Here is a 15,337-nt window from a genome sequence, read left to right on the forward strand (position 1 = left end):
GGCGGGTTTCAGTTACCGTTCGCCGCGAGGTCGACCGGCACCCAACCCGTCGGGTCAAGCGGCCTGCCATCTGATCCCACGGGTCTGACACGCCAATAAGCCGCCCCCTTTGGCAGCGCCACCCGCAGCACCGACGACTCAAGCCGGTCGGTCGTTGAAAGCGCACTTCCCGTTGCATCCACAAACTCGACCTCATAGGCCACCGGGTCCGCGCCGGTCGCACTTGTCCATCCGATACTGGTCTCACGGCCCTCTTCCGTAATCGCGAAAAGCGGGATTGCCGCGCCGATTGCCCCGCCACTTTCGGGGGCGGGAAGGGCGTTCATCCGGTCAATAGCGGGCGCGATCTGTTCGCCTGCTTGCCTGTACCAATGACGCGCCAGAACCATGTCGGCGGGAATGCCCTCGCCGGTTTCGTACATTTGCCCAAGGTAATACGCCGCCCGCGCGTGACCTTCCTGCGCGGCCAGCGCATAGGCCGCAACGGCGGCAAGGGGGTTCTTGTCCGCGACCGAGATACCGCGTCGATACCAGCCGTTGGCCCCTTCCGGTCTGCTCCCGATTGCTGCCATCACGCTACGCATCAACTCTGTCGTGGCGGGGTCTGCCACGATGGCTGGCGCGACTTCCGCACCTGTGTCCGGCAGCGCCGTGTCCTCGGGGGCGGTTTGGATCGGGGCGGCGGCGATGACCTTCTCGTCTGCGCTTGCAAGTTCCAAGTCGGTCACCGGCGGTTCTGCGGCCAACAAAAAGAGGTAAGCGGCGATCACAAGCCACGCGGCAGCGCCCGCGCCAAGAACCCAAGTGCCGATGGGTTTTTTGCGAGCTGTCGCAGGGCGCACGGCGGGTCCGGCGTCCGGGCTGCGGGCAACGTGACCGTCAGGCGGCGTCACCGCTGCGGTGTCGGTCATGGGCTGTGGCGGGGGAGCCGTCGTCCTGCCGTTTTCGGGATTTCGTTTGCTGCGAAAACTCGGAGGGAGGGTGCGTGCAGGCTGTGTCGCGTCCGGTTCGGCGGCCTTGGGACGCAGGTCCAGAACGACCGGTTCAGGCTTGATCACCCGTTTTGGCGCTGCGGGCTTTGGGGTTTTTGCAACCGGCGGGGCGATGCGCTCGGGCCCGTCATCAGCCGCATGCCCCTCTAAGGAGGCTCCGTCGCCCACCAGTTTCGCGTCCACCTTATCCAGCCCAAGCGTCTTGGCCGCGATCAGGGCAGACTTGCACAGCAGGTTGATGAGCGAAGGGCGTCCGCCAGTCCGCTCGTGGGCCGCCTTCAGGGCGTCTTTCGTGAACGGCACGCCGTCGGCATGTGCTGTCTTGAGGCGGTGCTTGATGTAGCCGGCGGTGTCGGCTTCGGACATCGGCTCCAGCTCGATCGACGGCCCCAGCAGGTCATGGATGCTCTGGCTCAGCCGGTCACGCAGGTCCGGCTGCCCGATGAGAATGATCTTGAACAGCGCGGCGTCATCATCGCTCCGGAAACCCGCCAGTTCAAAGATGTTCGATATCACCTCGGTCGGTAAGCGATGCGCGTCGTCGACAATGATCGTGGCCAGTCCAAGGTCGGTGTTTGCCGTTCGCAGACTGTGCCGCAGCAGGGCTTCATGAACATGCCGGTCGGCGTCGGGATCAACCTCGGCCCCGAGGGCCTGCAAGATGGCCAGCGCCGGATTGGTGTAGACGGTCACGTCGTGGGAAATGACACCGACAAGCTGCTTGTGCTGCGTCTCGGCCAGCACCTTTCGCAGAACCGTGGACTTGCCAGAGCCAGGCTCGCCGGTGAAGTCCGTCAGCAGGATCATGCTTCGGACCGCGAATGCCAGTTGCTCGGCTGCCAGAGTATGGGCCTCGCTCCAGTAATCGTATTCCGGCGTCGATGTCTTGAATGCACCTGCCGACGCGGCAGCTTTAGTTTTAACCATTTAACCTACAACTTTCCGCGGCTGACCCGCGGCTGAAATCAACTTGCTGTTCCTTTTTTCACGCAGGGTAGCCATACGTCTTTATCAACGCCCAAACTTCGGTATTCAGCTTTGCCAAATCCACCAGCGAGCTTTCAATTCCGTCGATGGTCTTTGAATCCAGTGCCGTCATTTCTCCGACCTTGATCTGGTTCTTGCGATCCGCCACACGCATGCGAATTGTCGACAGGTCCCCGCTTTTCGTATCGAAAGAATAGATGCAGTGATTATACTGGTTTCTCAGCCCTGACAGTTGCTGGACCGCGCGGGTAATACCCAACACCGCCTCGCGTTCCATCTGCGAGATGCGCGGCAGCTTCGACAGCCGCTCCACCAGCCCGATCCGCGCGCGGGTGGTGTTGAGCGTCAGGAAGATGACGACGGCGGTTTCCTTGTCCGTCTTCGACAGCCCGGCAATCAGGTGGATTAGCAGGCTCTCGGTGTTGGTCCAGCTGTAGTTCAGCCGACCGAGCAAAAGCAGAAACCGGTCAAACTCGCTCTGACCTGTTGCGGCACTAGAAAGCGGGGTGTCAGTATCCACGGGGGGCATTTTGCGATCCTCCAGCTAGCCGGAATTTCCGTAATGCGCCAAAAACCATGTGCTCGCGCTTGTGCGGTTCTGGACGCCGAGCTTGCCGAATATGTGGTGAACATGAAGCTTCACCGTATGCTCCGAAAGCCCGAGGTTCTTGGCGATGGACTTGTTCGGCAAACCGTCCGCCACCAGCTCCAACACCTGAAGTTCACGCGCGGTGAGTGTGGTCGGGGGCTCGACGCTGATCTTTTGCGGTGCAGTCCCGCCAGTCGCCGCGTCGTGCATATCGCCCACGGCGGGCGTCGGGCGGTTTCCGGGGCGCTCGAACAGTTCAGACGGCATGAACGCCTCCCCGAGGATCAGGAGCCTGAGCGCTGCCAGCCACGCATCGAGAGGTGCTTTCATCGGCAGAAACCGCAGTTGGTTGTCGATTTCGGCCTCATAGGCCGCTTTCAGCACCCTGCGGGCCTTGCTTCGGGACCGGTAGGCCAGCACCGCGCCGACCCCGAGTGTCGCCTGATCTATGCCATCGGCGGTCTGGGGCAGCAGCCCTACGGTGTCCTCATCCACCAAAACGAGGCGCACAGCGCGTCTTGTCCGTTCGTCAAGCCCGTGCATCTCGTCGAGGCTGTGAAGCCGCAACACTTCGACGTCATCAAATTCAAACGCGACGGTGCGCAAGAGCCGGTCGGAAAAGGTGACGCAACTGCCCAGAAAAACGATGATCGCGCTGCTGGTATTCTGCGCATACTCGAACGAGCGACCTGCCGATTTGTAGCCGTCGCCATGCGACTTTGATGATTGGAAATTCACGATCAAAATTCACCCCATACTTACAAGTACCGGTCCGAACTTAAACTGGGTTGTCGCTCGAATTTACTTCGAGGGGCAATCTCCGAACGGCCGTATCTTGATACACTCATTAAACACTAAGAATTCCGAACACCTTTTGATCTAAAGCAACTGGTGGTGCTGTAATTTGTTAATACCACGTAAACCGAAGTCCCGCCAATTTTTGTTCATTTGAAGGGGCGAATAGGACTTTAGCATTAGCCGAAGGGTTTATTTCTAATACTAACGATGTAGTTTTCTCTACTTTGCGACCGCCGATCTAGTTAGAATCGGGAGCGTGGTGGGCCAAAGATGTCGCATTTTGGGGCGAATCTTGCTGACAAGTGGCGAAAACGGAAATTTTGTTTCGTGAAGTCATTTACTTAGGTCGGACTAATCCAACGTCCATCTATTTTTCAAATACTGGAAAGAGCACCCTCTCTGAGCGCCGGTATGCGGCGTTGTTAGTTAGTACGTTGTGTAACCGCCAGGTCAAAGCGACCCAGTGTTCGGATCGCGCCCCTTCTTCGACAGGGGCAGGCCCAGTGTCACCTGGCTTTAGTAACGAGGGGAGGTGTGGCCCTACAAATGCTGTGTATCAGCGGGTGAGGCGAAGCTGTTTTTCAGCCCTCGCCCCGAACGATCTCAAGAAAATCTGAAACCGAAACCTACCCGGGGATTTGCCACTTTTGGATAGACTGGTGGTGTCCGTGGGTACCAGTAAAGGAATAGACTCATGAGTAAGGACAGAGGTCACAACAACACTCAGATCGTCTTTGACGACCTTGAAGTGGAACAGTTGGACATGGACGTCGACGCGGACATCAACGTCCGGGAAGCCGACATTGATCTGGATGAACAGAACCAGCAGCAGCAACAGCAGCAGCAGGTCGACACATCCGACAGCAACGACAACTCCAACGATCAAGGCCAGGGGCAAGACCAGGGCCAAGGGCAGGATCAGGGCCAAGGTCAGGAACAGGGTCAGCAGCAGCAGACCAGTTCCAACTCCGATCAGTCGCAGACCAATGGCGGCGATGATAGCAACGACAACTCCAACTCCGTGAATATCGACTTTGGCGGCGGCGAGTGGATTCCACGCGACGACGATATCGTTGATATTGATCTGGAAGGCGACGGCTCGGTCGAGAATGTGGTCACCGCTGGCGGCGACATCGACATCGACTACGATCCCGGTGACGACGTCAATGTCGGTGACATCCTCAGCGACGCCCTTGGTGGTGCCGGCAACGACACCGGCATCGTCAACATTCAGGAAGCTGCGTTGACGGACAACGACCATCTTGGAGCGGCCACAGTCAGCAACGGCGGCGAGTTCAACAATAGCGGTAGCGCACATGGTGGCTCGGCCTATGCCGAAGAAGGCATCGACGCCAACAACAGCGGCGGCGCGGGCGGCAGCGGTGCCGATGCAAGCGGCGGCGGCGGCCATGGTGGCCTCGCATTGGGCGGCATGGCTCATTCCGGTGGCGGCACCAGCGGCGACAACGGTGACGTTGACGCGACTGGCGGTGACAGCGGCGATGGAGGTGAAGCCGGAGCGATCGGGCTCGGCCTTGGTCTCGGCCTGTCCGGCAACCACGCCGACACGGATGGCGGGGCTAGCGGAAACGCTGACACCGACAACGATACGACCGGCAATGCCGACAGCAGCAACTCGACCGACGGGACGGGTGGCGACAGCGGCAACACCGACTCCCATAGCGATGCCAATGACGGCGCTGTGAGCGCTGACAGTGATGGCGACGCGACTGGCGGCGACGGTGACGGTGGCGATGGCGGCGACGGTGACGGTGGCGACGGCGGCTATGGCGGCAGCGGCACCGGCGGCGACGGCGCTGGTGGTGACGGCGGCTACGGCGGCAGTGGCACCGGGGGCGATGGCTCTGGTGGTGACGGCGGCTACGGCGGCAGTGGCACCGGTGGCGACTCGACCACGGGCGACGGCGGCGAAGGCGGCAGTGGCACCGGTGGCGATGGCACCGGTGGTAACGGCTCTGGTGGCTACGGCGGCTACGGCGGCAGCGGCACTGGCGGCGACGCTACGGGTGGTGACGGATCCGGCGGCAACGGCGGTGATGGCGGCTACGGCGACGGCGGCGACGGTGACGGCGGTGACGGCGGCGACGGCGACGCAACATCGACCGCGGCCAACAGCGGCTTCAGCGACAATGATGCCGATGCGGCCAACTCCGCGTCCAGCGACAATGACGCAACCGGGGGCGGCGGTGATGCCGGTGCCGGATCAGGTGCGGCCGCAGGTGCTGCAGCGGGCTTGGGTCTTCTGAACCTTGCTGCTGCTCATGCCGGAGCAGGCGCAGCAGATGCCGCAGCCGGAAACGGCCCGGCTGATGCCGGAGGTGCCTCCGATGCTGGTGGCAGCTCGACAGCTGACGGTGACGGCAGCGGTAACGGCGATGCCGATGCCAGCGGCGACGGCGGTGCCGGAGCAGGCGGCGACGGTGACGGCGGCGACGGCGGTGACGGAGCCCGCGGCGACGGCGGCGACGGTGCCGGTGCGCGTGGCGGTCAAGGCCCGGGTGGCGATGGTGCCATGGGTGACGGCGGCGACGGCGACGGCGGCGTAGGCGGGCAAGGACCCGGCGGAGCTGGCGCAGCAGCCAACGGTGCTGCTGGTGGTCAAGGTCCTGGCGGAGCCGGTGCAACCGGTGACGGTGGCGACGGTGGCCAAGGTCCTGGTGGCGATGGTGCCATGGGTGACGGCGGTGACGGTGGCCAAGGCCCCGGAGGCGACGGTGCCATGGGTGACGCCGGTGACGGTGCAGCCGGTGACGGCGGCGACGGCGGTGATGCTGACGGACGTGCAGACGCGTCCAACGACGTTGACGGCACCTCGACCGCAAATTCCACTGGCGGTGACGGCGGCCTTGCCGACGTCTTCTCCCAATCCGACACCGACGGCTCTGCCGAAGGTTGGGCGGAAGCCATCTCCGGCTACGGTGGTGCGGCTGACAGCGAGCAGACGGCGACGTCCAACGCTGGCAACAACACCGGCGGCACCAACACCGCAACCGGCGGCGAAAGCGGAAATGCCGGCGACGGAACTGCAACCGGCGGTATGACCGGTGACGCCATGGGTGGCATGTCCACCGGCGGCGCGGCAGATGTCGGGGACGTCATGGGCGGCATGGGTGGCACTGCTACCAATGGCGCAGGTGGCGCAGCCGACAACGGTGTCTGGGGCTCCAACAACGGTGATGACGGTTATGTCACCGGCGAGTCCTATGCCTCGGCCGCAGCGGTTGTCGACACAGCCGCCTTCAACCAAAGCATCGTGATGGGCGCTAACGTCCTCGGCAATACGGTCGACATGACCGTGGTCGGCGGATCGATGAGCTCCAACTACGTCGGAGACGACAACGACGCGTAATATACCAACGTCCGGGGCCATTATTTCGGCCCCGGACACCCTCATGCAGGTGGTATTTCTGCCTGTGACTGGATTTCGCAAGGAGATGGCGTTGCTATGAGCTTCGACACAACCACAGAGTCCATTGCCCATTTTATTGGCATATTTCATTTAGCAACCGAAGAACTACGCATTCGGAAGGATTACAACGAATTCAAGGCCATCGAGGCGCAAGCCGACGAGGAGGTCGCATATGAAACCGGGCCGGTCCGGATCAGCGCACCGCATGAAACTGACGGCTACGATCCCAACACGAAATATACACCCCAACCGGATGCAAACCCCTCCGTGGGCGGTCCGGCGCTTCCGGTGCCTGCGTCGCATTCGGGCATGTATGGCGGGCCGGCGTTCGGTCCCGACTTTCCCACGCCGGAGGTATTGGGCAACGGCGCGCCCGTCCTGTATTTCTCGACGATGGTGCTGCCCTACGTCCCGATCCCGTCATCGGTCATCACCATCACCCTGCAATCAATCACGTTGCTGGACGACGATGTTCTGGGTGATATCAGTTCGGCAGGCTTCATCTCGGTCGAACATTTCCACGAGGCGCTTTACGAGGTGATCGGCCTCGCCGAGGCCCTGCAACCGTGGTCCTTCCAGAGTATTCTCAACGAGGGCCTCGACGACCCTGCCTCCGCAGCCCTTGCCCTGCGCGACGCGTTGAAGGCGCTGACCGCGCCGGAGGTCGAGGGGCTCGCCGTTACGATTGAGACCGGCGAGGACGTGCATGGCGTTCATGTGGACGGCACCGTCGCCGAGGAACTGCCCGACATAGACGACCAACTGCCGATGTTCATCCGCGCCAAACGCGGCAATGGTGAAGAAGAAAACACAACGGACACCGACCAGCTGGCAGGCCACTCCAAGAACCCGTGGTCCGTGCTGGACGGGGTGGGCGAGGGGCCTGCGACCACCATGGTGTCAGACCACTCGGTCTCCACGGGGGCGAATGAGGCCCACAACATGGTGGACATCCAGACAAGCTGGATCGACGCCGGGGTCATTGCCGTAAGCGGTGACGTCATCAAGCTGGATGCGATTTCGCAGATCAATATCCTGTCCGATATGGATCACTATCAGGGCCATCTCTGGAGCGATCCTTCCACGCCGTCGCAGGCCTACAACCTCGCCTCGATGCTGGTGAGTTACCGCAACGAGCCGACAGACGAAACACAGGCGGAAACAGAGGCACCGTTGTCCTTCCCCTCCACCTGGAACCTGGAGCGGATAGAGGGCGATGTCTCCGTCACGAACCTGATCAAGCAACTCACCTTCGGAACGGATAACGACCGGCTGGAGCTGACCTTCTCGGCCAACACAACCTCTATCGTGACTGGTGAGAACCAGAGCTTCAACTCCGTCCATGCCGGCGAATTCGGCTTCGGCTACGACCTGATCCTTGTCGGCGGCGCGATGGTATCTCTGAACACGATCAGCCAGACCAACGTCCTTCTGGATGGCGACTACTTCTCCGGCGAGGGGCTGGGCGGCGCTATCGTTTCGGGAAGCGACAACCTGCTGCGCAACGACGCCAGAATTGAGCGGGACGGAATAGACGCGCAGGTCGAGATGTTGCAGGAGTTCAAGGACGCGCTCCGCGACCTCAACGAAGGGGCCAGCGAGTTGGCGCGCGCGGTTGCGCAGAGCGAGATGTTCGAAGGTCTGGATGCCGTGCGGGCTTTGTATATCGAGGGCGACCTGATCCAGATGAACATCGTCGACCAGGTCAATTATCTGGGCGATCAGGACCAGATGCACATGGCGCAGGAAGCGATGGCCTCCGCGATGATGCAGGGGCCGGTGACGATCACCAGCGGATCGAACCTTCTGACCAACACGGCCCTGATCCATGAAACCGGCTACGACTCCGATATCATGACCGACGGTGAGTATTACTCCGAAGCCCTGCTTTATCAGGCGGAACTCATCGAGACAGACGCCAACCCGCTTGGGGTGAGCATGTCCGCTCTGACCAATGAAGCGGTAGCCTTCCTTGCGGATGACATGGTGTCGACCTCGCTTTCCGAGGCGCTGGAAGGCGAAGGAATGACCTACGACGCACACGCGGGTGGTAGCGCCCTCGATGTGATGCAAACGATGACAGCTTAACAAGTAGTTTAATATTGGTATTTTCATGAAAGATATGACCGATTGCCCGCCGGAGACACAAACCAAGACGCGACCGCGGCTGGTTCTGAGGCCCGTGGATCGCGTGGACGATAAGGCGCGGCCAGCCGATAAACCCAAGCCCGTGCGTCTGGGCGTGACCCTTGAGGCAAAAGCCAACGAACCGATCCCCAGTCAGGACGCCTCACCCCCCGGAAATTCCAACGGGACAGGTGGCGGCGGTGGCGGTGGCGGTGGCGGCGGCGCCAATTTCCACAAGCGCGTCGGGCCGCAGGACTATTCGCAAACCCTGAAGCGGGGGCTGAAGGCGGTTCGCCACAACCTCGGAATCGTGATGGTGATGACCTGCGCGACCAACCTGCTGATCCTTGCCATCCCGATCTACCTTTTCCAGATATCCGACCGGGTGCTGACCAGCCGCTCCATCGACACGCTCGTCATGCTGACGGTGGTGATTGCAGGGGCGGTCATCCTGCAAGCCGTGTTCGATGCCGTGCGGCGGTTCATCCTGATGCGAACGGCTGTCGAGGTGGCGGCCCAGCTTGGCGCCCCGATCCTGAGCGCCGCGGCGGCCGCGTCGCTGAACGGCACGGGCCGCGAATACCAGACGCTTGGCGATCTACAGCAACTTCGCGGGTTTCTGACGTCGGGGACGTTGATTTCGTTTCTCGACGTGCCGTTCGCCCCGCTATTCATTTTCGCCATTTTTCTGGTGCATCCGCATCTGGGGATGATCGTGGTGGTGACATCCCTGCTGCTGCTGGTCATCGCCCTGATCAACCAGCGCAGCACCGCAAAACCCTTCGCCGAGGCCAACATGGCGCAGTCCCGTGCGAACATGCATCTCGACTCGATGTCGCGCAACAGCCAGATCATCAACGCCCTGGCGATGATCCCGGAGGCGGTCTCGATCTGGGGCAAGGATACCGCCGCTTCCCTGACCGCGCAGGTGCGCGCGCAGGACCGCAACATCATCTCGTCGGCGTTTTCGCGTGGCGTGCGCCTTCTGACCCAGATCGCGATGCTGGGCTGGGGCGCCTATCTGGCAATCCAGGGCGAGATCACCGGCGGTATGGTGATCGCGGCCTCGATTATCGCAGGCCGGGCGCTGGCCCCGATCGAGGGCTCCATCGAGGGGTGGAACGCGTTTATCCTGTCCCGCAGTGCCTATGGCCGGATCCAGACCCTTTTGCAGAACTCGAAGCTCCAGTTCGAAAAGCTGCGTCTGCCGCGCCCCGAAGGCCGGCTTGACGTCGAGCGCCTGCTATTCGTCCCTCCCGGCACCAAGCAGGTCGTGCTGAACGGGCTGAGCTTCCACCTCAACCCCGGCGAGACCCTTGCGATCATCGGCAACTCGGGGGCGGGCAAAACGACGCTGGGCAAGATGCTGGTCGGCTCCATCCTGCCCACGTCGGGCAATGTCCGGCTCGACCTCATGGACCTGCGGAACTGGGAGCCACGGCAATTCGGTGAAAACATCGGCTACCTGCCGCAGGACGTCCAACTCTTCCCCGGCTCGATCAAGGACAACATCGGCCGGATGCGCAAGGATGCCAGCGACGAAGACATTTATGAGGCCGCACGTCTGGCCGATGTCCACGAGATGATCGCCAGCCTGCCCCAAGGCTACGAGACGATGGTGGCCGCCGACGGCTCGCCGCTATCCGGCGGGCAAAAGCAACGCATCGCCCTGGCGCGGGCCTTCTTCGGCAACCCCAAGCTGGTGGTGCTGGACGAGCCGAACTCCAACCTCGACACCGCCGGTGACAAGGCACTGGCCCGCGCGGTCGAACATGCGCGCCGCAACAAGATCACGGTGGTGGTCATCACCCAAAAACCGGCGCTTCTGGATGTCGTGGACAAGATCATGCTGCTCACAGACGGCACGATTGCCCTGTTCGGGACACGCGATGTCGTGATGCAGCGCATCAAACAGGATCAGCAGAACCGCAACCGTCCGCCAAAACCAATCGAGGAGCCGGGCAATGGGCAATAGCGAGACAACCGCACTGACCGTGCAGGAATGGTATGACGACGTGCCGCGCTCGATCACGCGGCACACCATCTTCGGCCTCTGCCTCATGCTGGTGGCGTTCGGGGGCTTTGGCGCGTGGGCGTTCCGCGCGCCCCTTGCCGCCGCCGTGATCGCGCAAGGCAGCTTCGTCGCCACGGGGCGCAACAAGATCGTGCAGCACCTCGAAGGGGGCATCATCCGCGAAATAACGGTGCGCGAGGGCGACAAGATCGAAGCGGGCGACGTGCTGGTGGTGCTCGACGAGACCGCCGCGCTGGCCAACCGCCGCGAACTCGACGTCCGCAAGTCGCGGCTGGAGGCAACGGCGGCCCGGCTGATATCCGAGTACCGCGAGATGGAGAGGCTGGAATTTCCCGCCGAGCTGCAAGAGCGGGCAAAGGAGGACTACGAGATCGCGTCGATCCTTGACGGGCAGCGCCTGTCCTTCAATGTGGCGCGGTCTTCTCTGGAGAACGATCTGTCATTGCTCAGTCGCAACATGAACGCGCTCAAAATCCGCGCGGAAGGATACCGTGTTCAACTGGCCTCGCACCGCAAACTGGTCGGCCTTCTGGAAGAGGAACACCAGACCAAGAAGGACCTGTTCGAAAGCGGCCTGATCCGCCAGTCGGAGGTAAACGCGCTCTTGCGTGCCAAGGTCGAGGCGCAGGGCCAGATCGGGCGGCTTCAGGCAGAGGTCAGCGAGAACGAGGAGTTGATCCTCAAGCACGAGACGCAAATTCTCAAGGCACGTAGCCTCTACCGCGAGACCGCCCTCGACGAGTTGCAGATCATCCAGTCGGAGCTTGAAAGCGTGCGGGAAAAATACCGCAAGGCCGAAAACGTCCTGACCCGGTCAGAGGTGACAGCCCCTGTCGCAGGCACCGTGGTTCGGCTGCATTACTTTACCCCCGGAGGGGTCATCGAAACCGGCAAGCCGATTGCCGAGATCCTGCCCAAGGACGCGCCGCTCATCGTCGAAACCCTCATCCCGCGCACCGACATCGACAGCGTGCATCTGGGTCAGACTGCGGTTGTCCGGCTATCGGGGCTGAACGCGCGCACCACACCGATCCTGAATGGGGTCATCGACTACGTCTCGGCGGACGCAATCACGGATTCCACGTCTGGCGTCGTGCGTGAGGTCTTCGTGGCCCGCGTGACGCTATCACCGGTAGAGCTTGCACGGGTCGACGATTTCGTCCCGACGCCGGGGATGCCTGCGGAGGTCATGATCCAGACGGCGGAGCGCACATTTGCCCAGTACATCGCCAAGCCGGTGGTGGACAGCATGACGCGCGCCTTCAAGGAGCAGTGATCAGTTGGTCGCGCGACCGTCACGCTTGATGACGTAGTACTTGTCGACCCCGACCAGCCATCCCTTGCCGGTGGACACTTGCAACCTGACATAGCTGGACGTCCAGTCCCGGATCGACGTAGCAAGCGACAGCCGGTTCTCGAAGCTGAGCCGCTCGGCGTCGATCACATCAAGCAGGCTGGAGCCGCCGATCTCGTAGCTTTCCCGTGACAGCCCCTGCACCTCTCTCGCCGCATTGGCCGCCCTTTGAAACGCGCTGACCTGCCGCGCCCACTGGCGCACCAGCGCGAGGGAGGACTGCGTTTCCTCGACCGCTTGCAGGACCGAGTTGCGCCAGACAAGTTCCGCCTCCTTGGCGCTCGACATCGCCGCGCGGCGGTTGGCCAGAAGCAGGGGGCGTTTCAGGACAGGCAGAACCAGCGATGGCCCGAACGACCACGTATCCACGGAACCGCCGGTAACAGCACCTTCGAGGCTGAGCGACGGGTAAAGCTGCGCTTCTGTCACGCCAACCCGCGCTGTTGCCGCCGCAAAGTTGCGCTCCGCGCTGCGAACGTCGGGCCGGTTGCGCAGGATATCCGCAGGAACGCCGGTCGGCGTCGCGCCGCGGGGCCTAAGCTGCCCGCGGCTTGGCTTCATATGCTGGAACACCACGTCAGCCGGTTGCGCGACCAGCGTTGCTATACGAAAGACGTTCTGCTCGTAGCGACCTTGAAGGATGGGCGCACCGGCCTGCGCAGTGGCCAGAAGCGACCGGGCCTGCGCCTGTTCAAGATCGGTGGCCTCGCCCGCGTCCGCCTTGCGCTGGACAAACCCGAGGCTGCGGCGCCGGCTTGCAATGGATTGCTGGGTAATGGCGGATGCTTCGCGGAAGAAGCGCGCCTGATTATACGCGTCGATAAGTTCCGCGATATAAGCCAGTCGCACCGTCCCCGCGTCAAACTGCGCGGCCTCGATATTGGCAAGGGCACCTTCACGTTCGCGCCGGTAGCGGCCGAACAGGTCAAAGACGAAGAACGCATCGGCCGTCGCTGTGTTGGGTTCGGTGATCTGGCCGTTGGGTCCCTTGGCCCGGCGCGTATCCAGCGACGCGCCGCCGTCGATCTGGGCCGGAACGCCGGTGGCACCGGCAAAGGCGCGGGCGGTCTCGATCCGCTGGACCGCGGCGAGAACATCCAGATTCTGGCGCAGGCCGATATCGACCAGCTGGTTCAGCACGGGGTCGCCGAAGGCGGTCCACCAAGCGGTTTGCGACGCATCCGCAAGCGCGGAGGATTGCCCGTTGACGAACCGCGCCGGAAGCTCGATCCGTGGTTCGCTGTAATCCGGCCCCACAGTGCAGGACGCTAAAAGGACTGTTGCGGCAAAGGGCAACACTAAAGACTTACTTTTCATAATACGCGCCACATCTCGCTGCTTGTTGACCGCTCGAAAGTAGCAAAAATCCAAGAAGATCGAGTTTTTTGAGGCGACGCTGCGTAAACTGGGCGAAAAATGTCGTAATTTCGCAACAAGACGGTGTCGGAACTTGCGACGCCGCCCCGGTGTTTTCGCCGCCTTTGATGGTGGCGAAGGGTGTTCCAATCCCGCACCCGCATCGACATGTGAAAACCCCAGCCGCGAACGCGGCATCAATGTCCGTCAGTGGATCATCCGTTCAAGTGTTTTCCGAGATGGCATGACGTGCAGGCCATCCAGCCTCTCATATCCGGCCACCTTGCCATACGTTTTGCCGACACTTTGCCGACGCTTTGCAGACGCCTATTTCCTCTCGCCTTTTGAGCCGCGCAGGCGTAAGCCTGAACCATGTTCGGCGACAGTATCAGACGGCTCGATCTTGACGAGGCAAAGCGGCTTCCTTTTATCCGGCAGCCGGTTTTTCTGTTGTTTCTCATGGCCTTCGCTATGCCCATCGCCTTCGCCACATGGTCCGCACTGCTCAATAACTTCGTGATCGAGGCCGCAGGCTTCACCGGCGTCGAAATCGGCTGGCTCCACACCGTCCGAGAGATCCCCGGCTTTCTGGCTATCGGCGTGATTTTCCTGATAATTTTCGTTCGGGAACAAGTGCTTGGCCTGATTTCCCTGATCCTGCTCGGCGCCGCGACCGCGCTCACAGCCTACTTCCCTCAGTTCGGTGGCATCCTGATGCTGACCCTGCTCTCCTCCATCGGGTTCCACTATTACGAGACGGTCAACCAGTCGCTTCAACTGCAATGGATCGACAAGGCGAAGGCCCCGCAAACCCTTGGCTGGCTGACCGCAGCGGGCAGTTTCGCGTCGCTGATCGCCTACGGTTTGCTGGTGCTGACGTGGAAGACGCTGGATCTGAGCTACGAGTTCGTCTACCTCACCGCAGGCGGCATCACGGTTCTTATCGCGTTGTTTTGTCTTGTTTATTTCCCGCAGTTCGAGACGCCGAACCCGCAGAACAAGACCATGGTGCTACGCAAGCGCTACTGGCTCTACTATGCTTTGCAGTTTGTATCCGGCGCGCGGCGGCAGATATTCGTGGTCTTTGCGGCCTTCATGATGGTGGAGCGGTTCGGCTTCGAAGTGCATGAAGTCACAGCACTTTTCCTGATCAACTACGTCGCCAACATGATCTTCGCCCCGCTGATCGGACGCGCAATTGGTGTCTATGGCGAGCGCCGGATGCTGATTGTCGAGTATGTCGGTCTGACACTTGTTTTCCTGGCCTATGGCGGCATCTACTACTTCGGCTGGGGCGTCGTTCTGGCGGCGAGCCTTTACGTCGTGAACCATCTGTTCTTCTCCATGGCCTTTGCGCTGAAGACCTACTTCCAGAAGATCGCGGACCCCGCCGACATCGCGCCCACCGCTGCGGTGGCCTTTACAATCAACCACATAGCCGCCGTGTTTCTACCGGTCGTGCTGGGGTATATGTGGATCAACTCGCCCGCGTCGGTCTTCGTCGCGGCCGCCTGCATGGCGGTGACGTCACTGGTGCTGTCGATGCTGATCCCGCGCCATCCCGAGCCGGGCCATGAGACGATTTTCGCCCGCTTCAAGCCCGCGCCGGCGGAGTAGCCCGCAGGGGTTGCGCCCGTGCAAGCAGCGGCCTAAGCGAACGGCAATGACC

9 protein-coding genes are annotated in these 15,337 nt (G+C 61.8%); 5 read left to right on the forward strand and 4 right to left on the reverse strand.

Translation table 11 applies throughout. The features are described 5' to 3' along the window. Nucleotides 1–8: 8 nt before the first annotated feature. Genes THALAR_RS00745 through THALAR_RS17970 form a run of 3 tightly spaced genes read right to left on the reverse strand, consistent with a single transcriptional unit; the run spans nucleotide 9 to nucleotide 3,306 of the window. The gene (locus tag THALAR_RS00745) at nucleotides 9–1,919 is read right to left on the reverse strand and encodes an AAA family ATPase (protein ID WP_021099540.1); all 1,911 of its coding nucleotides are present in this window, start codon (nucleotides 1,917–1,919) and stop codon (nucleotides 9–11) included. Nucleotides 1,920–1,977: 58 nt separating this feature from the next. Next, a complete protein-coding gene (locus THALAR_RS00750) occupies nucleotides 1,978–2,508 on the reverse strand; it encodes a hypothetical protein (protein WP_021099541.1) in 531 nt (176 codons plus the stop codon). 15 nt (nucleotides 2,509–2,523) lie between these two features. Further along, on the reverse strand, nucleotides 2,524–3,306 hold the full coding sequence (locus tag THALAR_RS17970; RefSeq protein WP_154666722.1) for a helix-turn-helix transcriptional regulator: 783 nt from the start codon (nucleotides 3,304–3,306) through the stop codon (nucleotides 2,524–2,526). A gap of 754 nt (nucleotides 3,307–4,060) precedes the next feature. On the opposite strand from THALAR_RS17970, the gene THALAR_RS18515 reads away from it, so the two are divergent. The 4 genes from THALAR_RS18515 (at nucleotide 4,061) to THALAR_RS00775 (ending at nucleotide 12,234) form a co-directional block, all read left to right on the forward strand. Next, nucleotides 4,061–6,736 (forward strand): hypothetical protein, encoded by a 2,676-nt coding sequence (locus tag THALAR_RS18515; RefSeq protein ID WP_021099544.1) that lies wholly within the window; start codon nucleotides 4,061–4,063, stop codon nucleotides 6,734–6,736. A gap of 96 nt (nucleotides 6,737–6,832) precedes the next feature. Further along, entirely contained in the window at nucleotides 6,833–8,884 is a 2,052-nt protein-coding gene (locus THALAR_RS00765; RefSeq protein ID WP_021099545.1) for a hypothetical protein, read from the forward strand. Nucleotides 8,885–8,918: 34 nt separating this feature from the next. Further along, nucleotides 8,919–10,898, forward strand: a complete 1,980-nt coding sequence (locus THALAR_RS00770; protein ID WP_211264788.1) for a type I secretion system permease/ATPase — start codon at nucleotides 8,919–8,921, stop codon at nucleotides 10,896–10,898. Continuing rightward, complete coding sequence (locus THALAR_RS00775) at nucleotides 10,888–12,234, forward strand: HlyD family type I secretion periplasmic adaptor subunit (protein WP_021099547.1); 1,347 nt, start codon at nucleotides 10,888–10,890, stop codon at nucleotides 12,232–12,234. Before THALAR_RS00770 ends, THALAR_RS00775 begins: the two co-directional genes overlap by 11 nt. Here THALAR_RS00775 and THALAR_RS00780 read toward each other — a convergent pair whose 3' ends face one another. Beyond that, nucleotides 12,235–13,866: an efflux transporter outer membrane subunit gene (locus tag THALAR_RS00780; protein WP_083483369.1), complete on the reverse strand. Its 1,632-nt coding sequence runs from the start codon at nucleotides 13,864–13,866 to the stop codon at nucleotides 12,235–12,237. It lies immediately after the preceding gene. A gap of 174 nt (nucleotides 13,867–14,040) precedes the next feature. Between THALAR_RS00780 and THALAR_RS00785 the strand changes: the two genes are divergently transcribed. Continuing rightward, entirely contained in the window at nucleotides 14,041–15,285 is a 1,245-nt protein-coding gene (locus tag THALAR_RS00785) for an MFS transporter (protein WP_021099549.1), read from the forward strand. Nucleotides 15,286–15,337 lie beyond the last annotated feature (52 nt).

It is taken from the genome of Litoreibacter arenae DSM 19593 (genome assembly GCF_000442275.2).
GTDB lineage: Bacteria > Pseudomonadota > Alphaproteobacteria > Rhodobacterales > Rhodobacteraceae > Litoreibacter > Litoreibacter arenae.